Source organism: Glutamicibacter sp. GQ173, from assembly GCF_059759215.1.
In genome coordinates, this window is the sequence record NZ_JCAXDT010000008.1 from 75,136 (window position 1) to 100,396 (window position 25,261).

The following is a 25,261-nucleotide window of genomic DNA, read 5'->3' on the forward strand; positions in this document are numbered from 1 at the left end:
TTCAATTTACACCTTTGTTAATAGCGTAGGTATTTCTTAGATTCGTTTCCATTTCAGCTTTCGCCGCCGGACTAACGTAGGCGCACATATACAAACTCGCGCGTGTAAATCCCACATAAACTTTGGGCATCTCTTCGACGCCAAGATTTTCAACATCAATTATGAGAGCGACCGGAGTTTCTAGCCCCTTAACTTCATGGGCCGTTGTGAAACGGACCCGCCCACTTTGGCTATTAAATGAGTCCTTGGATGCGGATAGGGCATCTCTAAGCACAGACTGGGTTGACGTATCCTTGCAGGTAATAACCCAAATGTCCTCTAAAGAGATATTTTCAGTAGTTACTAAACGATGAATCTCTTCATTTAATTCAGATTTTATGACGTCCAAAAGATTATTCTTTACAACTCGAATTCGAGATGATGGGCCGTGAATTATAACGGAAGGATCACCTATGTCAGCTGCGAGGTGGCTGTGCACAAAAGTAACGGTTGACTTTGTATTTCTTAGGTTCTCGTCCAGGGGCCATGGAATCGAATTTGCCTTAACGTAATCCTGGTAAATCTCAGGATCGAAATCTCTTTCGTTTAGTATCTGGTTGTTCTCATCAAGGAAAAGGAGCCACTTTCCATCTATGAAGCCTTGGCGAAGCGCGTTGTCGAGGATCCCCAGCGCGCTATCGTTAATTAAGTCTTGACCTTCATCAATAATCAGCACATCGAATTTCGTGTTTATTTCATTGAGCGAGTCTAGGTCGAGTACCTTGACGCTAGTGTCTTGAAGTATTTCGCTAATTTTTTCGCGAACACCTAATGATTGGCAAACGAAAGCGACCTCAGCACCTTTAGACGCTTCTCTTCGCGCACATTCGGCTGCTATAACGGTTTTCCCGGTCCCGGCTCCACCTGAGATGCTGACCCGGGGCGCGACTGTTAGCTTTTGGATTGTACGCGTCTGTTTTTCTGTCAGCACTAGCCGCTCGTGTTCCAGCCCAACAATGTAGTTGTTCAACGGAACTCTTCCGTCGATCTTCTTTGTCAACAAATTACGTAGTTTTGAAATCGAGGCATGATCTGGCTTCCAATAAGGCGCCACATCGAATTTGCTGGACTGGGGCTTTCGACGGGCCTGCTTCGAGGCGACTTCGAGTTTCTTTTGAATCGCTGAAGGGCTCATGTCTTGAGGGCCGAGCCACTGCCAAGTTTCATGCTCAAGGTCCGCGGAGAGATCCGCATCCGGGGTAGCTACCATGTAGGTGTAGCTGATGTGGTTAGAAGGGATAAGTTTGTCAAACTTACTCTTGAACGAGAACATGGCACTGCGCGCCTGCTCCCATGGACCTTCGCTCTTGTAGTTCGTTTCTTCGTGACGATTAGTGAATGCCCACATACCATTTTCTCGCCGCAGTCTTCCGCCTTTAACTTCAAGAATTATTACAGAACCTTTGAATGCGATAACGAAGTCAATTTCCCCCATTTTTTTGTATTCATGTTTGTTCAACGCAAAAGAATGATAAGCGAAATCCTCTTCTTCGGATTGTATGGCATTGAGCAGGTGCCCAATTCGCACTTCAGCGTTGCTGGTGCTTTCTAGATAGCGAACGTCGGGAAACACTTTCATTATTCACCTTTCCAATGCGTGGTAAAACCTCTATAGGCCAATTCATAAGTTGTTCCTAGAAGCTCATCTTGTAGATCAACGATCAAGCATCTTTCTGTTCCGCCATTTTCCGGGCCACGGAGCCCTCGCCCGACCATCTGGACATAACGATTCGGATTGAACGTAGGCCTAGCTACATAAAGTGTTCTGACTTTTGGAGCATCGAATCCCTGAAGCAGAACATCGCAGTTAACTAGGACTTGAATTTCTCCAGCCTTGAACTGTTGGACGAGCGCACGTCTTAGGTTCGTCTTGGTCTCGCCGCTAATAGCGGCTGCACTAGTTCCTTGGTTCTTTAGCAACGCAGCAACGACTTGCGCGTTAAGCACTGAAGACGTGAACACCAAAATAGATTCGTCACGAGGACGAGACAAAATATGCTCTATCAGACGTTTGGTTCGCGCGCTGTCTGAGCTGACTTTTTCTCGGACTAGATCCATGGCGGAGCTGTTCATTAGGTTGCTGTCCGGTCTGTGAATGTCAATTCCAGAAAGGTCGATGGTTGTGCCTTCCAAAAATTCGTGTTCGACATGCGCGAGAACTCCGCGCTGCTGCAGCTCCTTGATTGGATCGTCACCCAAGGTGGTAATTAGGTTTTTTCCGAATCTAGATGCGAGGTTCTTAGTCAAGTCGGCGGATCGTCCTTTGAACGGAGTAGCTGACAAGCCCAGTAGAGGACGTTTAGCTTTTCCCTGTGGCCTATTCGTACCAAAGAACTTGAAGATTTCGGTGTACGTCGGTGATGTAGCGCGGTGGCCTTCGTCGACGATAAGTGCTGTGGCCTCTTCTAACCAACTGTATTCAAAAGTGTCTGATCTATCTGATGATCTCAGCGGAAGATTTTGCCTCAATTTTGCGTCAGTTGCAATAACTACTGATAGTTCTGTCGAAGGTCGCTCGACTTGTCGAGGACCCCAGAATCTGGCAATGGTCAGAGATCTGGAATCTGCAAATTCACGCCAGACTTCGGACCAAGTTTCAGCAGCTTGGCTGCAGAGCTCGTCAGATTCTGCAATCCACAAAACTGGCCCTGTGAGTTCATTGGACAAAAAGAGGCGAACAACAGATTCTACAGCTACACGCGTTTTGCCGGCACCCGTGGGAAGCTCGACCATACCCTTGTCCGCAAAATCATGAGGAGATGTTAGCACTTCGCGTATTTCCAAGAATGCAGCTTCTTGATAATCATGCAGCTTATGGAGGCCAGGCCGTCCCAGCACCATTTCTGTCGCGGGGGGTGTGCGAGTTGACTCTCCTGCATACGCAAGATCGAATCCAAGCGACTGCACAAATCGAACTGCAGATGAAGACCCAGCCCAAGACGTAGGCGGATTCAGCCCCCGAAACTCAAGGTGTTTCCTCAATGTACTTAACGCGCCGTAACCGTAAGTATCTAAGTAGACTTGCGCGACGTTTGAATCGTTAATCGTCACATCAAACTCCAGCAGTGAATTCTTCAAACCCTGCGGAAGCAGCTCTTCCAATTTCTCGTTGTTTGCCAGTAGGGATAAACGAGCCGCATCATTCGGAGCAATACGACACTGCTCTCGTAGCAGGGAATTTCTTTGGTCTTCGACTTCTCGTAGTATGTTGTCTTGTTCAATTATCGAAAGACTGATACCGAGCTGACCGATCACACGCGCGAGCGTTTCTTGCTCATCGAGCCCATCAATGAGGTATACGGTTCCACCGAAGTAGTCTGATTTGAGGTTTTCTGGTTTTACTCCTCCAAAAGAATTTATTCGGCGAGATAGAACGGAGCAATACTGTAAAGAAACTTGTTGCTGTGAATCATCAAGATATTTGGCTAGAGCAGGGAATCTATCCGTTACCAGTTCTTGGTCAGTTGATGGGATACGTTCAACGCTGATCGAAATTGAAGACGAAGCATTCTTGAAAGGAGTGAGTGAACAAAGCTCATCGCGAGAGGAGTCCGAATCCGCGAGTAAGTAGGGGACGCCGAGGTCTTGGATCTGTTCAAATTCCGTCTCACCGACAACAAGCTGAACTTCGTCTACGCGATAGCTTGAAACTTCTCCTCTGGAGATTGCTGGTACGTTCTTCGGAGAGCCCGAAGATTCCGTTAGAAAACGCATTCCAGAAAGTACGAGCTTCGAAAATTCGCCTTGCTCCTTTGTATTGGAAATCTTTTGCGTACGGACTGATCCAAAGAAATTGATCCAATGCGCAATAGAGAAGTCTTCAGGTGTATCAGGTAATTGCAGGTCGCGAGCCGAGGGGCTAATCGCAACGGGAAAGTGCGCTCCGTATGACATTGCGCTGGGTCCCAGCACCTCATTGGTCTTGAACAACCCGAGCGATGTTTGAAGGTAGCCGTATTGCTTTATTGCCCAAAGGTGCGGTGCTAGTACTTTGAGGGCACATTTGTCGCCTGCAAGTATTTCCCAATGACGAGTCGTAGGGTTGGTCAATTTGAGCAGTGAGGCACTCCACTCGGATGCACTCAGTTCGTAGCCGTCTTTGGCAAATTTCTGGAAGAACGAAATCGGACCAGGTCCCCGCGAATCAGCAAATTCTGCTTCTATAAGTTCTCCTACGGGCAGATCCGGGTGTGCACGTCGAAGCTCCGCGCGTGCCCAATCGAGGTACGCAGTAAAGAGGGGCTCACTCTGAACATCGTATAGAGCGACTGCGTTTGACAGCGCGCCAGCCATTCGGGCAAGGTCCGGAGGGCAAATTTTCGAATCCACGACGGAGGTAGGGTCTGCAAAATTTACATTTGGGGAGTTGGTTGTCGAAACGAAACATTCAGAAGCATAACGCCAAGTCCCTGCAAGAGTTAGCACCTTGATTTGTCGATCATCAAAGACTCTTTTAAGGAGCGGTACCCAATGCGTTGAAGCTACGTTTAGTAACGAATCCCAAGCGCGTAACCACTCAGAGTCAAGAGAGGTGGAGCTCAGAGAATTAAACAGATGCTTGGTGAAGTCCCCAGGGTTAACGGTTTCAAACCCGAAATGCCTAAGCGCCAAAGGAACGCGTTCGAAGTCTAAGAAACTCGGCAAAACGAGCTGGACTCCAGGCAAATCCATTTCGTCGTCATCTGATATTGGAACAAATACGGAACTACCTTGAGCGGGTGACGCGAGCCCCAAATTAGTCGGGATGATTTTTGCTGAACCACCACTTTTCTGAGAGGCAGCGTCTGGAATCAGCTCCAAGAGTCGAAGGGCGACTGACATTCCCTCATAATCTTTTTCATCGTTGACCAGCATCTCCAACCAATGGTTGAGCGGGGTAGACGGAATAATTGAAAAGTCCGGGCGTGATTTCCTCTGGATGATTTGTCCATTAGATTCAAACGCTTCAGAAAAATAGCTTTCCAGAAATAACTGCCTAACTCGAGGGAATTTCTGTAAGTCGCCGTATGTACTGTAATGCGGTACAAGTACATCCTGCTTTAGGTTCTCCTGCCACTTTTGATGCCATGCCGGAGCGTTTTTTGCGGACTGCCAGCTGAAGAACTCAGTTGAAAAGGACAAATGACGAAGCTCGGTTGGCTTCCTAAGAATGCCGTTTTGGTCTGGGATCAGAGCGGTACTTGCGGCGAGTGCCGGGATAAGCGTTGTAAGTCGACTGTCGCTGTATCCCTTAATCTCGAGGTCGCGCGATGGGAGATACAACAGGTGATTCGATGGGCTGTCCGGAGTGCTTAACGAAACTATTGTTTCCAAAAAAATCTTAGCTAGGGCGTCTAGAATTTCGTCGTTGTAAGTTGTCCGGAGTAAGGTCGTGCGATCCTCGCTCAAAGCCCATGGTGCGTTGAAAATTCCAGATGCCGAAGTAGCTTCTTGTAACGGATAGTAGGCCCAAAAGGACCCTAATCTTCCAGACTGAGAAATCTTAAGCGGTGCAGCGTACGCTATTCGTATTTCATCGCGTACTGTAGCGAGGCCGATTTGCTGTTTAGCTTTTTCAGATGGACGATGTGTTGCTTCAGCGAGTCTCCATTCTTCAGCCGTTCCGTCGGGTTGAGTAACCGAGTAAATGTCGGGTCGGTCTACGTCCGCTTTGCAGGTGTGAGAATAACGGACATTTTCTTCGTTCTCTTTGTAGATCTCAATCTCTAGGACCTCGACGTGCTTCGCAAAAAGAAGGAAGCGTGTCGGGAATTCTTGAAGTTGTTTCTCGACGTTTTCAGAGCCTTCGCGTAGGGGAAGCTTTATCACTGTCGTAGCCCATGACAAGAGCTCTTTGAGGTTTGGATCACCGGATATCTCTTTCGCGCTGTCCATTAGCCAAGGAGCGCGGAGGATTGGGAGCCCAGTAGCGCCACTGAGCCTCCTTCTGAGGAATTGTCTCGTTCGTTCTGCGTTGAATTCGAAGGATACAGATGAACTGAAAATCTGTGGATTTGAAGTGATTGCGAGTACTGATTTGAATCCTTGGCCGAACCGCCCAATTTCATCGCCCGTTTTGCTGCTTAAATATGCGTGAGTAAGTGCGCGCGTCCCTTTTTGATCGATCGGGGCACCCTCATTCGCCACGTAAAGCGCGTCACTAGTGAGTCGCAGTGCGACCTTTCCGTTTTTGCCATCCCGGAGTAAGGCATCTGCCGCATTTTGTACAAGCTCAATAACTTGACGTGAAGCATACCCACTTGTCATAAGTGAATTTTCGAGATTTGCGTGCTCTTCAAGGAGGTCGGCATCCTCAAGGTATACGCCGATGGCTCGTTCAAGCTGAGCCTCGATGTAATCGGCAAGCTCAATATTAACTTCAGTCGCTGAATTCGTCACTATCATTCCCCTGTGCGTAGAGACCAGTTACACCGGTTTGATTGGTTGAAACAAACACTATCTGAGCGAGTGGACATTTTGGATATATCTTGCACCCAATAACACTTCTTCAAGAAATTTTTCATGTTTCATTGCTGATCAAGATTTCACTGATTCAAAATATAGGCGACTTAGTCAGCGAAACCGACATGAAGAACAAAGAAATTCTTTGAAACCCACCGTTGAATATTGACCTGCACTGTCCTGAGTTGCTTGTAGTGCACGTTTTGGTGGCTGAAATTCCCTCGTTTAAGAAGTTCATGACCTTGATTTGCGGTTTTGCCAGGTGAACGTTTCGAGCTTCGCTAAATCAAGTTGCCTGTGGCTTTATCTCTAAATCACGTTGCGACATTGTTCCTCACATAGGTGCATGTTTCGTGAGATGCTGACGTTCCTCGATAATTGAGTCCTCATGAGAACATGTGGCGAGCTTTAGACAAAGAGTGATAAATTGAGCGCTTGCCTCGCACCTGGGACGGGTTTCACCATGAAGATGCTCCTCGCATGGTGAACAGGAGGGAAACTGCGGTCTTCATGTGGAGGGCCCTACTTTTGATGCAACGGACTGGCATACTGTCATTTTTATTTGATGTGGACTTTCGGGTATGAAATCCGCGAAGATAAACTTATGAATTCTCGAGAATTAGAGGGGCAACGCTCTGCGTGGCTATTGCTGGCCGTCGGGGATGACCGAGCATTTGGCGGAAACGATGGATACGAGGATGAGCTCAGCACTCACTACTTGTGGGACAGTACTGTGCCGAACCACTCGCAGCTCGAAATCGGAGATACCATCCTGCTCTGGAACAAGAAGGAGAGCATCGGCCTCTCAACTATTCAATCAATAGACGTTGGTCCTGGGACTAAAACTCTTCATCGCTGTTTCTTTTGCAAAGCTTCGAATATTAAAAAGCGGAAACGGAAGATTCCCCTGTACAGATGCGGAGCTTGCAAAAGAGAGTTTGGCGAACCTGATACCAACCGAAACGTCCCAGTTACTGAGTATCGAGCGTCTTATGCGCGCGGGTGGCTGCAACTGGAAGGTTATCTTTCCGGTTCAGAGTTGCGTAGTTTGTGCCAAAGCACTCGGTCGCAACATAGTCTGAGGCGCCTTGACTCGTTCAAACTTGAAATTGCCTTGGATGGTCACCGAGTTGCATTCGATTCCGGCAATTTTCGATGGTACCAGTATTAGTCTGACTTGTAGCTTGTGTTTGTTATTGAAACCGCTGACTGCACTTGCACGTGTATCTGTCGGATGAGTCGGGTGCTTGACTTGAAGTAAAGTCGATCGGCATTAAGTTTAGCGTGAATAGCATGACCTCGGATTAGATTCGGAGCGTCTGTATCAGCCGATAAATTGCGTTGCAAATTCGGATGTATTGGCCCGGCGTTGCGGAGCATATTTGAAAGAGAGCAAAGGCTACTTCGTGTTCAAAAACCATTGCCTAATTGCAAGGACTGCCTAAATAGATGAGTCAGGTGCGTCTCCTAATTGACTGCGACACCGGCATCGACGATGCCTTGGCCTTGGCCTACCTCTGCTCCCTCGATCATGTGCAGATCGAGGGAGTCACCAGTACCCCAGGCAATGTTGATGTCGAGCAAGTCGCCGCGAACAATCGTGCACTTCTTAAACTTTGCGGTAAGTCTGATGTTCCGGTCCTCAACGGCGCCTGTGAGCCCCTGGAAATTCCGTTAGTGACAACACCGGAAACCCATGGCCCTCAAGGCGTTGGTTATGCGACCTTGCCTGATCTTGGCCCCAGTTCCATTGCTGACACTGGCGCCGTGGACTGTTGGATTGAAGCGGCCCGCGCCAACCCCGGTGAACTTACTGTCCTTTTGACCGCACCGCTGACCAACTTCGCGCTGGCGTTGCGCCGCGAACCAAAGCTTCCATGGTTACTGCGCAAAGTAGTCATTATGGGCGGTGCCTTCTACTACCAAGGCAACACCACGCCTACAGCTGAGTGGAACACCCACGTGGATCCGCATGCAACCAAGGAAGTTTTTGCCGCCTACACTGCAGCTGCTGAACAGGGTCTCGAATCCGAGAAGCTTCCCATCGTCTGCTCGCTGGACACCACCGAGCGTTTCGAGATGCAGCCCGAGTTCCTGACCAAGTTGGCTGAGGAAGCGGGATGCGATGCACCCGAATTGGTACAAGCCAGCGATCCGGAAGGTACCTTGAGCAAGGCATCCAATCCGCTTGTCCGCTACCTTTCCGATGCTTTGCGGTTCTACTTCGAGTTCCACCGGCACTACGACCAGGGCTATATTGCCCACGTCCATGACTACTTTGCCGCCGGCGTTGCCGCCGGAACCCTTGAATACGAAACTCGTCCTGCCACCATTGACGTCGAGACAGAATCACAATTGTTGTTCGGAACCACTGTTGCCGACTTCCGTGGCCTGTGGGGCAAACCGGCGAATGCCCACGTGGTCACTAACAATGACCCAGAAGCAGGCTTTGAGGAACTGGTGAGGAGCCTGGGAGTCTTGGCCCGGAAGCTATCCAAGGATTCCTGAAGGCCAAGACGGTTGGGCTAGAATCGTCTATCGGGTCGAGGTGACATAGACCCGTAACTCGCGCGTGCCAGCCAGCTCCTTGGTGCGCAGTCAATCTCGTACTCCAGGACTGATTCATCATGTCATCAAATCTTCTTTTGCCCGACGAATCTTCGTCGCAAACTCTACGCCGCCGGCTCTTGGCCATCGCAGGAACCGTTATCCTCGTGGCAACGTACCTGACCTTGATCATCACCCAGCCCATGGGAATCGTCGAGGGACTGGGACAGGGCGTTGCCCTCGGTACCTTCGCCGCCTACCTTGCCGCCGCTGTTCTTCTGTTGCTGGCTGTATTGCCTGATCTTCCTGTCTCCACCTTGACCTTGATTCCAGTAGCACTGGCACTGAACATCATCCTTGGACAGTTTGTCGGCTCGGTAATGATCCCTCTCTACATCGACTCCATCGGAACGGTTATTGTCGGCTTCCTGGCAGGACGTCGTGCAGGTGCTGCCACCGGTGTACTGAGCACCTTGGTTTGGTCGTTGTTCGCACCAACTGTATTGCCGTTCGCAGCCGGTGCAGCACTTGTCGGTTTCCTTGCGGGAACCGCTGCACGTTTCGGTGCACTGCGTCGCATCTACCTGGCGCCAGTTGCTGGTCTAGTTGCCGGTGTTCTCGTTGGCGTGGTTTCCTCGCCAGTAGCGACCTTTGTTTACGGTGGCACCTCGGGCGTGGGTACCGGCGCATTGGTTGCCGCCTTTAGCTCCATGGGTGACTCGCTGCTCTCTGCCGTCACCAAGCAGGCATTGATTTCGGATCCAGGGGATAAGGCAGTGGTCTTCCTGGTCGCAGCCCTTCTGGTCTACGCGTTGCCAAAGCGCTTGAGCGGCAGCTTCGCCTTTGTCCGCCGCTACCGGGTCTTGGGAAAGCGCGTCAGCGAGTAAGCGACAACCATGCCCCGCACCATCAAACTTCACCCATTCACCATTCTGGCTATTGCGGTAGCAGTTATCACCATGACAACTGCTGCCAGCCTATGGTGGTTGAGCTGCGCCGTCATGGCACTGTGCCTGCTCATCGCTGGATGGTCGGGGCACCTGAAAAAGTTGGCAATTCTCAGTGGTGCCATGCTGCTGCCAACGTTCCTTTCCTTGCTGTTGATTCATGGGTTGATTTCCCGGGACCAGTCTCCTGCCATTGCGCAGTGGGGTCCGCTGCGCGTGACCATCCACGGTCTGGAAGTGGCGTTGTCGCTGGGCCTGCGTACAGCAGTGCTCGTGGTGGTTGGCCTGCTCTGCGGACTGCTGATTGATAGACATCAGCTGGTGGCTGCCATTGACTTGTCACCGGTTCCGCCCCAATTGGGATACCTGCTGGCGGCATCATTGTTCTTGTTGCCGCAAATGGCCGAGAAGCAACGACGGATCGGGGAAGCGCAGGCCTTGCGCGGAGCGGGAACAGGCAACGGAGTGGCTGGCTGGTTCCAGCGTGTGCGGCTTCGCGCTGTCCCTCTCGTCTTGGCCTCGATGCAAGACGCCCAAGACCGCGCAGTTCATCTCTCGGCTCGCGGATTCCCGGCCTACGGGGCCCATACCCGACTGCGCACCGTTCCCGACTCGCCTGTACAGCGAGTCATTCGATGGACGGCGGCCATCTGCGCGGTACTTGGCCCCATGCTGATCCTGCTTCTTGCAGCGTTGGGAGGCAATTAGCCATGGACCGGAAACTTATTCCTCAGGGCACTGCGGCGCTGGGCCTGGACTTGCACACCTTCTCCTACCTTGATGCGCCAGAGCCTGTTCTGCGAGACATCCACTTGGAGGTGCAGCCCGGTTCCTTGACCGTCATTTCCGGGCACTCGGGATCCGGGAAATCGACACTCGGTGCGATTCTCGCTGGCCTGCTTCCGCGCCACTCGATGGACCAGCTTGCCGGCACCCTGAGCGTGAATGGCTCGCTGGTCGAGTTCTCCGATTCTTCGTCCCCACGAATCGACATAGCCCGGTGGTCACAGCATGTAGGACTCCTGCCGCAGGATGCTGGACACTACCTATCGGGGATCCGTGGAACCGTTGCCGAAGAGCTGGCATTCTCGCTGGAAAATGCAGGGATGCCGCGTGAACAGATGCATCAGAAAGTCACCGCGCTGGCCCAACGGCTCCGGCTGGATCATCTGCTCCAGCGCCACCCGGATCAGCTTTCCGGTGGACAGGAGCGCCTTGTCGCACTAGCCGCCCTGGCCATCACCGAACCGGAAGTCCTGGTCCTCGATGAGCCGTTAGCGGGACTGGACCAGCAGGCCACCGCGCTGGTTTCCGAGCTGATCAGCCTGCTGCGAGCGCAGGGAACAGCACTGGTGATTCTCGCCCGAACGCATCGTTTCTGGGCGCAGGAGGCGGACGCGCTCTGGCTCCTGGATCAAGGGACCCTGCAAAGCATTCCCGACGCAGCTCAGCATCAGATTAGAACCGAAACCCAGCACCAGCACCCGGCCGAAGGCGCGCCCTTGATGCTGAGCATGGAATCGGTTGGCCTTTCCTATCCGGGAGCCTCCGGTCCTGCAGTCCAGGACTTGGACCTGCAGATCCGCTCCGGGGAATGCCTTGGACTGGCTGGGCCGAATGGCTCGGGAAAGACCACGGTGCTCAAAGCCATCGCCGGCTTGCTGCAGCCTGTTGCTGGAACCGTGAGCCTCACAGGGATCACCGGGCTGCTGCTGCAGAATTCCGCGGATCAGCTTTTCGAACGCACGGTCCTTCGGGAAGTATCTTTCGGGATTCCCAAGAAGAGCTCCCTGCATCAACGTATTCCGGAAGTCCTGGCGCAATTGGGACTGGACTCCTACGCCCACACCCATCCCTACGAGTTGCCGGCCTCGGCGCGCAGGCTCACCGCATTGGCCACCGTGCTGGTCCGCGAGCCCGAGATTCTGCTGCTGGACGAGCCGACCGAGGCCCTGGATGAGGCAGGCGAGGCAACGCTCAAGGAAGCCATTGCTGCCGTGCTGTCCCGAGGGGGAGCTGTCATTCTTTCTACCCATGATGGGAAATTCATGGACAGTGTTGCCCATCGGGTGCACCGCATGGACCAATGGTGACGAAGCAGACAGGGGTTTGATTGACACGTCATCGACTTATGGAATGGATCGGAGTAGCGTCAAAGACATGAGGCCGACGGAGATCCCGTGACCATCCAGAAACAGAAAGCGAGTGCATCATGGCTCAGTATGATGTGGCAGATCGTTCGGCAGTAGTGACCGGCGCAGGATCAGGAATCGGAGAGGCTATTGCCATTCTCCTGGCAGCCAACGGAACCAAAGTCGTCGTCCAGGACCTCAATGCCGAGGCCGCTGCCGCGACGGTGGAAACCATCAAGGCCGCCGGCGGCGAAGCAGTAGCCGTTTCCGGTGATGCCAGCTCATCGGCTGTCATCGACGAAACCATCAAGGCAGCCAACGCCATGGCACCGTTGAAGATCGGCGTCAACAACGCGGGCATCGGAGGCCGTGCCGCCAAGGTAGGCGAGCTCACTGATGAGGATTGGGACAAGGTCATCTCCGTGAACCTGAACGCCGTCTTCCGCGGAACCCGCGCCCAGGCCAATGCGATGATCGAGAATGGCGGCGGTTCTATCGTGAACATGGCCTCGATCCTCGGATCGGTCGGCTTTGCCGGCAGTTCTGCCTATGTCTCCACCAAGCACGCGGTAGTTGGTCTGAGCAAGACCGCCGCCGTGGAATATGCCACCTCAGGGGTGCGCGTGAACAGCGTGGCTCCCGGATTCATCGAGACCCCGCTGCTGAAGCAGATGCCGAAGGACGCCTATGATGCCCTGGTATCCAAGCACCCCATCGACCGCCTGGGCCAGCCGGAAGAAGTCGCCGCGCTGGTGGCCTTCCTGGCCGGCGACGCCGCGTCCTTCATCACCGGCAGCTACCACCTGGTTGACGGCGGATACACCGCTATCTAGTGAATATCCTGGAGCAGGTGATGGTGCATTCCTGTGCCGTCATCTGCTCTTTGCGCGCCTCGATCCTTCGAGGTCCATAATATTTGTCGGCTATGTCTCTTGGACGCGATTTCTGAAACAGAATCAGAGGGGCAATGGTGTTAATCGTCGTCGGATGACGGTGGCGTCCCCGCTGAATTCGATGCGTCATCCGTGATGAATCCGAAACTCTGGCTGCCGGTTTGCGGCGCCCAGCCGAAGGTTCCATAGCTTTCCCCGTCCTGCTGCTCTTCAGGCAGGCCGGGATCTTCGGTTCCGCCGAGGAAGTTCCGAGTCAGCGTCGCCGAATCATCCATGAGCTCTGCTGCCACGACGCGCACGTGCCGTTCGGTGACGGCGACTCCCGCAACCGCTGCACCCAAAATTGCACGCCGGATCACCTCCCGGGTGAATGAAGCGGTAGTGCCCTCGGTTAGCTGGGCTACTGTGTCCAGGGTTTCCCCAGTCAGCTTCAGCTTCGAACCATACAGCCGAAGCAACGCCTTGCGGCCTTCGAAATCCGGGCGGGGAATGTGCACCGCCAAGTCGATGCGCCCCGGACGCTGTACTAGTGCCCGTTCCAAGGACTCCACACGGTTTGTCGTGAGCACAAAGGAGACATCGGCGTCGGGATCCAGTCCGTCCATTGAATCTAGGACTTCGAAGAGCAGCGGCTGCGGCCCATGGCTGAAACTGCGATCCTCGGCAATCAAATCGCAATCCTCCAGCACCACAATGGATGGCTGCAGTGCGCGGGCCATGGACGCGGCCTGTGAAACCAGGGAAAGGGTGTTGCCGTTGAGCAGGATCACCGTGTGTTCCTTGGCGGCCGAGGCCAGGTAGCGAACTGTATGGGTCTTGCCAGTGCCCGGCGGGCCATACAACAGTACTCCGCGCTTGAGGTGTGATCCATGGGCCATGAGAACCTCGCGGTGCGTCCCGATGCCCAGCACCTGCTCCTCAATCCGCTCACGCAAACCCGCAGGCAGGATCAGCTGGTCATCACCGATCTCTTCGCGCTGGTGAAAACTGATGCCGGCATTGGACTCGGAGTATTCGCTTGGCTTGAATGAAATGACCTGGCCACGGTAGATGCTCGTGCTGTTCAATTTTTCGCGGAAAGCGGCGAGGAAAGAATCGGCGAGAGACTCGTCGGCGCACAGGACTTCCAACGATGCTTCCGACTTGCCGTATTCCGGATTGGCCTGGCGCAGCAAGACTGCCATGGGAGTTTGCCCTGTAGTGAACAAGTGGATGCCGAAAGACAGGAAACGTTGCTGCTTCCCCGGACCGACAGCCAACGTCGTGTAGGAAGGTTCGCCAAGGACTCCGAATTCGCTTTGGATACCAACCAGGTCGCCGAGATCAAAATGGTGGCGCGCACGTCCTGCCAGGCCGATGACCCTGGAGTGCGGGTCAACGCCGGTCAACTGATCCATGACAATATTCGCGTCAGCCAAGCGATGGGAACCGAAATACTCAACGACCAGCGGCACTTCGCTGGGATGGACGCCAAGGTGCTCGGCCAGCACCGGGGCTAAGAGCTGTCCCTTGGGATGCTCCTGGAACTGGTCGGCGAGCTTCGCTAATTGGGCAAAAGATTTCATGAACCCGTGTAATTCTTCATCCATGAGCAGAGACTATCAGTGAATATGGCAATAGAACTAGACCCTGACTTGGTTAGTTATTCTATGTCCGAATTACGTTGAGCACCCGCCAGATCCGATTCCCGTGGAAGACTCCCAGCGGCCACCCCAAGCGGACGTGAAACGCCTTGCCCTCGACTCGCCGCCGCGCTGCGCCCATCGACGAGGCAAACCTCAAGTTGGTGGCAAAGCGGAAGCGTAATCCCGCTCACTTGGGAGTCGGTTGAGGAATACCCTTCCGCTCGAATCGGTTCTACGGGATATCTACAATTCTTAGGAGCCCGACCCATGGATCTGTTTTCCCCACTAGAACTTGGCGACCTCAAGCTGTCCAACCGCCTGGTCATGGCGCCGCTGACCCGCTCCCGCTCCGGCAAGGACGGCGTGCCCAATGCTGACGTTGTCGAGTACTACCGCCAGCGCGCATCCCTCGGCCTGATTGTCAGCGAAGGAACCTACCCGAGCTTTGCCGGCCAGGGATTCGTCCGCCAGCCGGGTCTGGTCACCGAAGAGCAGGTTGCCGGATGGAAGAAGGTCACCGACGCTGTGCACGCCGAAGGCGGCCTCATCGTCGCCCAGGTCATGCACGCAGGACGTGTCACCCACCCGGAGACCACCGGGGCTGAGTACGTGGAGGCGCCAAGCGCCATCGCCGTTGAAGGCGAGTCCCGCACCTACACCGGCAAGCATGCCTACCCGGTTCCCCATGCCCTGGGTTCCGAAGAACTTCCGAGGATCATTGAAGAGTTCGTGGCCGCTTCGCACAACGCCATCGCCGCAGGCTTTGACGGCGTGGAATTGCACGGCGCCAACGGCTACCTGCTGCATGAATTCTTGGCACCATCGGCCAACACCCGCACCGACAATTACGGTGGTTCCCCTGAAAACCGTGCGCGCTTTGTCATCGAGGTAGCCACTGCGGTGGCCAACGCCATCGGCGCCGGCAAGACCGCACTGCGCATTTCGCCGGAGCACAATGTCCAGGGCGCCGTGGAAAACGACCGCGCGGATGTCTTGGCTACCTACACCGCGCTGCTGGAAGGCATCGCCCCACTGGGGCTGGCCAACTTGAGCATTCTGCACCATGAACCAAGCGGTGAGCTGGTTCAGTCGCTGCGCAAGACCTTCGGCGGACCGGTGCTGCTGAACACCGGCTTCGCAGAAATCACCACCTACGAAGAAGCCGCGCGCGTGGCCGGCGAAGGCTGGGGAGACGCCGTAGTTGTTGGGCGTCCCGCGATTGCCAACCCGGATCTGGTGCGCCGCTGGAAGGAACAGCTGCCGCTGAACGAACCAGACTTCGCCACCTTCTACACCGAAGGCCCGAAGGGCTACATTGACTACCCGTTCTGGGAGAACTAATAGCGCCAGCTGAATAGCGATGCCAGCGGCCTCGTCCAATGTGCATTGGGCGGGGCCGCTGGCCTTTGCAGTATTTTGCGGTAGTCCTACGAGCCCATCGGGGCCTCGGTGGCAATGCGCATATGCTCGGAGATTTCTGCGCTGACCGCGGCGCTGTCGCCAGCTTCGATGGTGTCCACCAGCTTGAAATGCCGTGCGACATCCATATTGCGAATCCCGCGTTCGTAGCCGCCGAACATGATGGACATGCGGATAGAGCCCTCAAACTGTTCCCAGGCATGCAGCGAGGTGTCATTCTCGGACACCGGCAAAAGGTGCGGTGGAACTCGAGATCCGCTTCGATCCGCTTCTCGATTCCATAGCCACTAGGGGAATCGGCCACGGGTTCCTCCAAAGTGATAGTACGAATTTTCTTACTATCACTTTCTCAGAAAGTGATAGTAAGAAATTTTGCTGCTATCACTTTTAATTCGGTAGCCCGTGAGGCGTGAAAAATCAGTCGGGGGCTCTAACATCGAACATGGCTCTAGCACAATCAAGCATCATGATCCGGCTAATAGCCTGATCCAGCCGTTGCCTGAGTCCTTGGGCGGACCGATCCGTTGCGGATCGGTCCGCCTCCAATACGGCCAATCAAGAAATTGGACTCGGTCCTGCTGCCTGCTGCCTGCTGGGAAAGCGGCAAGCTTCTTGCGGTTTCGAACTTATCCGAACCAGGGCTTCTCGGCAGCCGCGAGCGTCCCATCGTTCTTCGCCATGTTCAGCCACTGATTGACGTACTCTTGGAACTCATCATCACCCAGCGGCAGCAGGTAGGCCTTCTGCGAGAAATTGAACGGCTTATCCGGGTGCACCGCGCACAATTCGGGATGCTCATTGGCAACCCAGCGGGTTTCCGAGGCATCGGTGGTCATGACATCGGCCCGTCCCGCGATGATCTCGTCAAAGATCTTGTTGTTGTCTTCAAAACGGATGATCTCTCCCTTGGGGTAGTTCGCGTCAGCAAACTTCTCGTTTGTTCCGCCGATGGGGGTGATGGAGCGGACCCCCGGCTGGTTGATCTCCTTGACGGTGTCGTACTTCTCCACGTTTTCGCACAAGGTGATGGGAGTCTTACCCTCGTCCAGGGTCGCTTCGCTGTAGTAGGCCTGTTGCGAGCGCTCAAGGGAAATCGAAACGCCGCCCACCGCGATGTCGCACTTGGAGGTGAAGTCCGGCATCAAATCCTTCCATGTGGTCTGGATGAACTCAGGCTCTACTTCAAGGGACTCCGCCAAGTTCTTGGCCATGTCGATATCGATGCCGGACCATTCGCCGGAGTCAGGATCCAGATAGGTAAATGGGCGGTAGTCGCCGGTGGTGCACACCTTGAGTTTTCCTGCCTCGCTGACACTGGACAGGCGCGATCCAGCGTTCTCGGCGGTTGCCCCGCCGCCATCTGTCGTTTCAGACGGAGCAGAACACCCCGAGACAAACAGGACTGAGCCAAGGGCAAATACGCAAGAGGTGCGGATGAATGACGGGATCTTCTTTGAACGGTCGGTCATAGCCATGAACCTATAAGTTCCGTGAGCGGCCGCACAAAATTATGACAGCTTATACGAGCTACGAGAAGCATCGATTAGGGGCCTTTGGGTTACGTATTTTTTGATCTTGCAATCATGTAGTGACAACGGGGCCGACTTCTGGGGAGACGGTAAGAATTAACGAATTCACGTCGAGGATTCTTGTGTGCTTATTGCGAATTCACCAGACTTGGAAAGCGCCAGCATTCATCATGAACTGGTGCTTGAACGTGGTCTGACAACGAAAATCAGGGCTACTCAATCGAGCAGCACTGGCCTTTCCCGCAGGGTAGCTAATTGCCCGGTAGCGGGACTCGGCGAGCATCGTCAGCTTCATCAATGAGTGCTGTAAATTCATTTTTACTCAGGACTGTTAAGTTGAACTCTGATGCCTTCCTGCGTACGGCTTCATCTCCGGATACAATTACCCACTCCGGACGGAAAAGGAACTGGCTATCGAATTCTCGGCCGTCCAAAGCAGTTGCAATAACTAATGGATCGGCATTGCCAAGATTCGCATACAGATTAACGAGACTTGTATCAGTATCCGGCACTGTTTTCATGACTTCGATCAGTAATTCGAGTAAACGTGGCGTTGTCGGATGAATGTTATTGTGCAGTACATCGATGTCAGGGAACCCCGATGCCTCGTGAAGGACTGCTTCTGGCAGGACAGAAAACTCTAAAAAGAACTGACTTGACCGGCGACGTTTTCCAATCTGGCTCAAAATATTTGTATCAACTACGTATCTCCGTCCAAAGTCATTCATCCGATTGCCCTCCTCAGGTCTTCGATTTGCGTGGGCTTGATTCTGTTTAAGCAGATCGCCCGGCAGAATTCACCTGGTGAAATGCTGTCGTTGTCCAGAGCTCGCAACATTCGACGTGTGAGTTCTCGTCCGTTGTACTTCCGAACTGCGTTCTCGGGTAGTATTTTATTCCGTGGGCCACCTTTGGGTTCGTTCTGAAACTCTTGCCTGAGCACGTCAAGATGATTGCTCGCCGTTTCATGGGTGATCATTCCTAAGCGCATGGCGCGAATTGTCATAGCGCTTGGTGTTACATTAAACTGGTCTGCTGCGGTCTTTAACCCAGGTAGAGTGAAAGGACCAAGCGCCTTCACTTCGTTTTTGGGCATGAGCATTGCACCTGCAATGTCGTACTCACGACCTGGATTCGTTTTTATTGTGCCGCTGTCCCATGTCATTGGGGCGAATATTCGTCGTGCTATTAACACTGTCATAAGTGTGAGCGTGAATATTGTCCGTCCGGTGGGTTCTTGATCATCCTTATGATCGCCTCCAGCCAAAAAAATATATGGGACTTTATTGTCTCTAATGGTCAGCCCGCTGAACCTCACGTGATTTAGTCTCTGAGGCATATAGTTTGGCACACTGCGAGAAACTAGGATTTGATTCGATTCAAGCCGATCAATCAATAGGTCCAGCGCTTTAGCTCTGTTTTTGCATGCTTGGAAATCCTCATGCGTTAGTCCGATGGCGGACATGAGCCTCGACGCGTCTTTCTCCGCGTCAGGGCCCACGTCACGCAACACCCCAATGATTGCGTTCCGTTTTAGCGAAATATCATGTTTACGCACTAGTTGTTGTTTTCGGATCAAATCCTTAACGATTAATTCGATGTCTCGCAGGTCGACTTTTGCTCGTGATCCAATCGAAAATGTATCTCTATTGATCCCCGCCAAGAGCTTGTTGGTTTTAGCTTTGACCTGATGCTCGACGAGTGCGATTGGTGCAAAGAATAGAGGGAGAGGAATGTCGCCTTTCTCTGCGAGGGAAACCAGATCGTAGAAAAGAATGCGGCGCGACTCTAGAGCTTTGGTGTAGGCCACGTACGTTCCGGCTACAGAATTGTCTAGGAGAGTTCTGAATACCGAGCCATCGATTGGAACTGCCGATCCATTTAGAAAAACCTTTATGGTAACAGTGTTCGCATGTGAAGCGTTCATGGGATTACTTGCGGTTTTTCTATCCATGTGTGTGCACTACGGAATTCGTGAGATATACAATCTCTGGTAGTTCTGCATCCTGAGATTATATGGTTCTGTCTCCCTGAAGGCTCTCTAAGCATCTGCGACCTCCTGATACGGTCTATCCTCGACGAAGTGAAAATAGCGCTTCGTCTAAATCTGGATTACTTGGCAGTTTTTTCTAGTTTCTCATCAATTAGTCGTGATACATGGTTGAGGTTTATGAAAATCAGTTTAAAGCTAGAAGGAGGTGATTTTCAAATAATTTTCAAATAATTCTGTAAGATAGGGTGCGATTTAAGACTCTCTATGGAGGGACCCTTCCATTGAACGCTGACTAATGACTTTTCTTCTGGGGTAATGTCGGAAGGGGTGACCATTGCAATGCCAGTCTGCGACTAGTCATTCTGCATCAATATTGATTTGACCTGGTGGGTATTTGGCTAGTTGAATGATATATAAGTGAATCACGGGTGCTAATTGTGATGCTGTTTAACTCGCCAATGAAACATCACTCGCATGTCAATTCAGATAAATTAACATGTGCCGATGGTAAACTATATCGCTCGCGAAAAACTTTGACGATTCGGCTTGTGGTGCTGTCCGGGCAAACCGAAGAGGGTATATTTGGCGAGGAAATCCTTCTTATCGACGAGGCCAGCACGAAATGCCACGTAGATGGAAAGTCGCTCGTTGAAAGGACTTGGGTTTGGCTATCAATACTCTGCGAGAAGCTATATAGCCTCTGTCGCCGCCGTGGCATCCAGGGCAGCGATGAGGTCCTTGCTGTGCTGGTGTTCAGCATTGGCCAGGAAATCATTGAGCGGACGGTGTTCCACCAGCTCACCTTCATAGAACACTGCGACGTCATCACTGACGTAGCGGATCACGTCCATGTCATGGGAAATGACGACAAGGCTCAACCCGATGGTGTCGCGCAATTCAAGCAGCAGATCAAGGATGTGGCGCTGGGCCACCGAGTCCAGTGCCGAGGTCGATTCATCGCAGATCAAGACCTGCGGATCGGTCAGCAGCGCCCGCGCGATGGCCAGGCGCTGAAGCTGCCCGCCGGAGCATTGGCCCGGACGGCGGTCCAGCAATTCCCCGGGCAGCCCGACCTGGGCCATGGCCCGCGCCATGCGTTCAGCAGCCTGGTCTTCTGGCAGCCGGTGCACCGCGGCGCTCATGGAGGTGCGCACATCCAGCCGGGCATCAAAGGAGGAGTAGGGCTCCTGGGCAATGATCTGCACTCGGGTTGGCGCATCGCCGTGGTTGCTGATGATCTGGCCGGAGGTGGGCTGCTCCAACCCGGCCAGGAGCCTGGCGAAGGTGCTCTTGCCGGAGCCGGAACGGCCCACAACGCCCAGAACCTGGCTGGCATGCAGGGATAAGCTGGTGGGTTCCAGCGCCGCCGGGCCCTTGGCCCGCCGCGTGTAGTTCTTGCTTGCCCCCACTGCCTGAAGCAGGCATTCGGAATTCTCCGGGCGTGGTGCGCGCACTGCCGGAAGGGTGGCTTCAACCAGTTCCCTCGTCTTGGCATGGCGGTCCCGGGAGAAGATCTGCGCGGTGGGGCACTGGTCCACAATCTGCCCATCGCTGACCACCACGACTCGGTCCGCGATGTGCTGGATGCTGGCGATGTCATGGGTAATGAACAAAACACCCACCCCGCGTTCTTGCTGCTTGCGGCGCAGCAGCTGCAGCACCTCGGCCTTGAGGATCGAGTCCAGTGAGGAGGTCGGCTCATCGGCCAGGATGAATTCCGGGTCGGCGGCCAGGGCGATGGCCAGCATGGCGCGCTGGGCCATGCCGCCGGAGAGCTGGTCCGGCCGCTTGCCGGCGATCGGTTTGGCAGGGGAGAGCCCCACTTCCTCCAGCAGCGAGAGCACCTGGCCCTCGTGCTGGCGGGCCTTGCCCCAGCCGTGGGCGCCCAGGGCCTCGAGCAGATGCGCGCGGATGGTCATCCGCGGATTCATCACTCGCTTGGGCTGCTGGAAGAGCATGCTGACCCGCCGGCCGCGGACCTGGTCCATGGCCTTGTCGTCCAGCTGGTCCAGCCGCTGGCCATCGAGCAGGATCTGCCCTTCGGCGCGCAGTTGTTCAGGCAGCAGGCCCATGATCGCCTTGGTCAGCAGGGTCTTGCCGGAGCCGGAGCGCCCGACCACCGCCACCAGTTCCCCTGATCGCAGCGCGCCACGGGCCTTGGAGAGCAGCGGCTTCTGCCCGGAAACGACGGACAGGTCGATGAATTCAAGTTCTTCAGCCATGGGATTCCGCCTTGGTTTCGGTGTCCAGCACGTCCTCGCCGCCCAGCACGTGGGTGATGCGGTTGCCCAGCAAGGTCACGCAGAAGCTGACCAGGAAGATGGCGGCGCCCGGAGCGATCAATCCCCAGGGGGAGCGGATCGCGTGCGGCTGGGCGTCGGAGAGCATGGATCCCCAGTCGGACTGCGGCGGCTGGACGCCGATGCCCAGGTAGGACAGGGAACCGAGCAGCACCAGCAGCAGGCCGAAGCGCAACGCGGCCTGGGCCAGCACCGGGCCGGCCACGAAGGGCAGGACATGGTGGCGCAGGATGAACCAGCGCGAGGCCCCGACATGCTTGGAAGCCTCCACATGGTGGGTGGACAGTGCCTGGGCGGCCATGGAGCGCACCAGGCGGGCGGTGGGAGTCCAGGCGACGACGCCGACCGAAAGCACCATGGTGAGGAACCCGGGGCCCATGACCGCAATGATCAGCAACGCGATGACAATTTCCGGCAAGGCCAGCAGCAAGTCGTTGACGCGCAAGAAGATCTCGTCCAGCCATCCGCCGCGCAAAGCGCTGATCAGGCCCAGCACCGTGCCTACCAGCAGGGAGAACAGCGTGGTGATCAAGGCGACGGACAGCGAGAACTGGCCGCCGTGCAGCACCCTGCTGAGGGTATCGCGGCCCAGCGCGTCGGTGCCCAGCAGGTGCAGGGCGCTGGGCCCCTGCAGCCGGTCCGCCAGGGACTGGGCATCCGGGTCATAGGGGGAAATCCATGGGGCCGCGATGGTCACGATGACTATCGCCAGCAAAATGAACGCTGGAGCAGAGAGCAGGATCCTTGAAGTAGCGCTTCTAGCCATGACGGACTCCAATCCTCACGTTCGGATCACTGAGCTTGTGGACCAGGTCGATGATGCCGGTGACCAGCACGGCACAGGTCACCACAACCACCACGCCGCCCTGGGCCACCGGGATATCGCCATTGATGATGGCATCGAAGATCAGCCGTCCCATGCCGGGGATGGCAAAGATGACCTCCACGATGACCGAGCCGCCCAGCAGCCCTGCAAACCAGACGCCCACCATGGTCCACAACGGCAGCAGACCGTGCGGCACCACGTGGCGCATCAGCGCTTGGGTGCGGCCCAGGCCGCGGGCACGGGCCGCCAGCACATGCTCGGAACCCAGTGCCTGGCGCACGCCCGAGCGCACGGCGACGGTGAAAAAGCTGATGGGGCGCAAGGACAGGATGAACACCGGGAGCACCAGGGAGGCCGGGGAATCATAGCCGGCAGAGGGCAGCAGGGAGAGGCGCACAGCGAAGAGCAGCACCAGCAGCGGGGCCAGGGCGTATTCGGGAATGGCGATGAATGCGTGGGTCATCGAGGTGATCAGCCTGTCCGGCCACTGGCCGGCGCGGGTGGCCGAAACGACACCCAGCACGATGGAAACGAGGATGGCCACCAGCAGGGTGCCGCCGGCCAGGGACAGGGTCACGCCAATGGCCGGCAGCACCTGGTCTGCCACCGGGGTGCCGCTGATATGGGACAGGCCCATGTCGCCGGTGAAGAACCGTCCCAGCCACCGTCCGAACTGCACCAGCATCGGGTCGTGCAGGCCGAACTGCTCGGCGTAGGCCTGCACGGTGGCCTCATCTGCCTCGCCGATGTCCATCCGCGCGCGCAGCAGGGCACGGACCGGATCCCCGGGGGAGACAAAGGGGACGAGGAATACCGCGAAGGAGGAAAGCAGAACGGCTGCGCCGAGTCCAGCGACTCGGCGCAGCACGGTGGCTAGAGGGGACACGTTACTTGGTCTTCGCCAGATCCTTGGTCAGCACGTAGCGGGTCAGCGGATCCTGGACATAGCCCTGGATCTGCGAGCCCACGCCGTCGATGGCCTGCTCGTTGACCAGCCAGACGTTCACCGCGTCCTTGGCGAGGATGTCGCCGGCCTGGCGGTAGAGGTCGTGGCGCTTGGCTTCGTCCTTTTCCACCAGGGCCTGGCTGATCAGCTGGTCATAGTCCTTGTTGCAGTAGCCGCTCAGGTTGTAGCCGCCCTCGCAGCTGTAGTCGGCCTGCAGGAAGCCGATGGGATCTGCGATATCGATCATGCGGTTGCGCTGGCTGAGGATCATGTCGTACTTGCCGGCCAGCACATCGGGCTCCACCGCGCCGTAGGACTTGGTGACCACGTTGGCCTTCAGGCCGATCTGCTTGAACTGCTCCTGGATGATGGCCCCGACACCGGCAAATTCGGCACGCTCGGTGATCGCGATGATGTCCAGGGGCTTGTCCTGCTTGTAGCCGGAGGCCTCCACCAGCTTCTTGGCTTCTTCGATGTTCACCTGCGGCACGGCGAGATCCGGGTTGGCCCAGGGCTCGCTGGGGGCGAAGGGCCCGGTGGCCGGCTGCGCGGCGCCTTCATAGACGCTGGCGGCCATGGCCGGAAGATCCAGGGCCAGGGTGGCGGCCTTGCGCAAATCCACGTTGTCGAAAGGCGCGCGCGAATTGTTCAGGTACAGCGTGGAGGTGCGCGGGGAGTCGGCCTTGAGCACGCTGATCTTGTCATCGGCTTCAAGGGTTGCCAGGCTGGTGGCCGGGATGGACATGGAGATGTCCGCCTCGCCGGTCTGCACCTGAGTGGAACGGGTGGCGCCGTCGGTGATGTAGCGGATTTCTCCGCCGGCCAGCTTCACCTCGCCGTCCCAGTAGTTCTCATTGCGGTCCAGGGTCAGCGACTGCCCGGCTTTTTCCGAGACCGGGGCGAAAGGCCCGGTGCAATGGTTCATCGGATCGATGCCCGTCTCCGTGTACGCGGCAGGCGAGAGCACCCCGGCGTTCACGCTGGCCATGCGGTAGGGCAGCAGCGGATCCGCGGCGGGGGTGGTCACGCGCACGGTATCCGCGTCAAGGGCCTGGACCTTCTTGATGGTTTTGGGGTTCACCGCACGCGCTGGCGCGGTGGCTTCAAGGACGTGGTTCAGCGAGCCGGCCACGGCCTTGGCATCAAAGGCGGTGCCATCCTGGAACTTGACGTCCTTGCGCAGCTCGAATTCCCACACGGTGTCCGAGGTCTGCTTCCAGGAAGTGGCGAGCATCGGCTCGACCTTCTTCTCGGTCTGGTCATACTTCGTCAAGGTTTCCAGGCAGCCGGCGATGGAGAGCACATAGGCGTCATCGCTTTCCAGGGCCCAATTGGAGATCGGGGCACGGAAGTTCGCTACGACAACCCGGGCCTCTGGATCCGCCGCCGCTTGGGGGGCAGTGCTGGTGCTGGAGCTGCAGGCGGTCAGCGCGAGGGCAATGGCCGCGAATCCTGCGGTTGCGCTCAATCGTCCAAGGTTCATGGAAATCCTTCGGCAATACGTGATGAATTGGCATCTAATGCAATAGCGCCTTGGTAAGCGTACCCTAATCGACTTGGAATCCATGACGCCGTGAACCGGCCTGGAAGGACCGGATTTTCCGCGCGACTTCCCGATGCTCCG

At 55.4% G+C, this 25,261-nt stretch carries 17 protein-coding genes; 6 read left to right on the top strand and 11 right to left on the bottom strand.

Features of this window, described 5'->3' with window-relative positions; all coding sequences use genetic code 11:
- Position 1: 1 nt before the first annotated feature.
- Both AC6CHO_RS13385 and AC6CHO_RS13390 read right to left on the bottom strand, forming a co-directional pair.
- Positions 2-1,618, bottom strand: coding sequence for a nuclease-related domain-containing DEAD/DEAH box helicase (locus tag AC6CHO_RS13385; protein ID WP_498215604.1), 1,617 nt, complete (start codon positions 1,616-1,618; stop codon positions 2-4).
- Positions 1,618-6,417, bottom strand: a complete 4,800-nt coding sequence (locus AC6CHO_RS13390; RefSeq protein ID WP_498215606.1) for a DEAD/DEAH box helicase — start codon at positions 6,415-6,417, stop codon at positions 1,618-1,620. The genes AC6CHO_RS13385 and AC6CHO_RS13390 overlap by 1 nt, the downstream gene beginning before the upstream one ends.
- A gap of 1,512 nt (positions 6,418-7,929) precedes the next feature.
- Between AC6CHO_RS13390 and AC6CHO_RS13395 the strand changes: the two genes are divergently transcribed.
- From AC6CHO_RS13395 to AC6CHO_RS13415, 5 genes are all read left to right on the top strand, one after another.
- Entirely contained in the window at positions 7,930-8,988 is a 1,059-nt protein-coding gene (locus AC6CHO_RS13395; protein WP_498215608.1) for a nucleoside hydrolase, read from the top strand.
- A gap of 119 nt (positions 8,989-9,107) precedes the next feature.
- Positions 9,108-9,914 (top strand): ECF transporter S component, encoded by an 807-nt coding sequence (locus tag AC6CHO_RS13400; RefSeq protein WP_498215610.1) that lies wholly within the window; start codon positions 9,108-9,110, stop codon positions 9,912-9,914.
- A 9-nt stretch (positions 9,915-9,923) separates the two neighbouring features.
- Positions 9,924-10,682 (top strand): energy-coupling factor transporter transmembrane component T family protein, encoded by a 759-nt coding sequence (locus AC6CHO_RS13405; protein ID WP_498215612.1) that lies wholly within the window; start codon positions 9,924-9,926, stop codon positions 10,680-10,682.
- A 2-nt stretch (positions 10,683-10,684) separates the two neighbouring features.
- Complete coding sequence (locus AC6CHO_RS13410; protein ID WP_498215614.1) at positions 10,685-12,067, top strand: ABC transporter ATP-binding protein; 1,383 nt, start codon at positions 10,685-10,687, stop codon at positions 12,065-12,067.
- 119 nt (positions 12,068-12,186) lie between these two features.
- Entirely contained in the window at positions 12,187-12,939 is a 753-nt protein-coding gene (locus AC6CHO_RS13415) for an SDR family NAD(P)-dependent oxidoreductase (protein ID WP_498215616.1), read from the top strand.
- Positions 12,940-13,079: 140 nt separating this feature from the next.
- Here AC6CHO_RS13415 and AC6CHO_RS13420 read toward each other — a convergent pair whose 3' ends face one another.
- Positions 13,080-14,588: an AAA family ATPase gene (locus AC6CHO_RS13420; protein WP_498215618.1), complete on the bottom strand. Its 1,509-nt coding sequence runs from the start codon at positions 14,586-14,588 to the stop codon at positions 13,080-13,082.
- Positions 14,589-14,891: 303 nt separating this feature from the next.
- Here AC6CHO_RS13420 and AC6CHO_RS13425 point away from each other — a divergent pair, with 303 nt between their 5' ends.
- Positions 14,892-15,965 carry an alkene reductase gene (locus AC6CHO_RS13425; protein WP_498215620.1) on the top strand — a complete coding sequence of 358 codons (1,074 nt, stop codon included), beginning with the start codon at positions 14,892-14,894 and terminating at the stop codon, positions 15,963-15,965.
- 86 nt (positions 15,966-16,051) lie between these two features.
- Here AC6CHO_RS13425 and AC6CHO_RS13430 read toward each other — a convergent pair whose 3' ends face one another.
- From AC6CHO_RS13430 to AC6CHO_RS13465, 8 genes are all read right to left on the bottom strand, one after another.
- A complete protein-coding gene (locus tag AC6CHO_RS13430; protein ID WP_498215621.1) occupies positions 16,052-16,270 on the bottom strand; it encodes a hypothetical protein in 219 nt (72 codons plus the stop codon).
- A gap of 399 nt (positions 16,271-16,669) precedes the next feature.
- Positions 16,670-17,512: a transporter substrate-binding domain-containing protein gene (locus AC6CHO_RS13435; protein WP_498215623.1), complete on the bottom strand. Its 843-nt coding sequence runs from the start codon at positions 17,510-17,512 to the stop codon at positions 16,670-16,672.
- 311 nt (positions 17,513-17,823) lie between these two features.
- The gene (locus tag AC6CHO_RS13440; RefSeq protein ID WP_498215625.1) at positions 17,824-18,300 is read right to left on the bottom strand and encodes a hypothetical protein; all 477 of its coding nucleotides are present in this window, start codon (positions 18,298-18,300) and stop codon (positions 17,824-17,826) included.
- Positions 18,297-19,382 carry a hypothetical protein gene (locus AC6CHO_RS13445; RefSeq protein WP_498215627.1) on the bottom strand — a complete coding sequence of 362 codons (1,086 nt, stop codon included), beginning with the start codon at positions 19,380-19,382 and terminating at the stop codon, positions 18,297-18,299. Before AC6CHO_RS13445 ends, AC6CHO_RS13440 begins: the two co-directional genes overlap by 4 nt.
- Before the next feature lie 872 nt (positions 19,383-20,254).
- Positions 20,255-21,787 (bottom strand): ABC transporter ATP-binding protein, encoded by a 1,533-nt coding sequence (locus AC6CHO_RS13450; RefSeq protein WP_498215629.1) that lies wholly within the window; start codon positions 21,785-21,787, stop codon positions 20,255-20,257.
- Positions 21,780-22,631 carry an ABC transporter permease gene (locus tag AC6CHO_RS13455; RefSeq protein ID WP_498215631.1) on the bottom strand — a complete coding sequence of 284 codons (852 nt, stop codon included), beginning with the start codon at positions 22,629-22,631 and terminating at the stop codon, positions 21,780-21,782. Before AC6CHO_RS13455 ends, AC6CHO_RS13450 begins: the two co-directional genes overlap by 8 nt.
- On the bottom strand, positions 22,624-23,577 hold the full coding sequence (locus AC6CHO_RS13460; protein ID WP_171919094.1) for an ABC transporter permease: 954 nt from the start codon (positions 23,575-23,577) through the stop codon (positions 22,624-22,626). The genes AC6CHO_RS13455 and AC6CHO_RS13460 overlap by 8 nt, the downstream gene beginning before the upstream one ends.
- A 1-nt stretch (position 23,578) precedes the next feature.
- A complete protein-coding gene (locus AC6CHO_RS13465) occupies positions 23,579-25,120 on the bottom strand; it encodes an ABC transporter substrate-binding protein (protein ID WP_498215633.1) in 1,542 nt (513 codons plus the stop codon).
- Positions 25,121-25,261 lie beyond the last annotated feature (141 nt).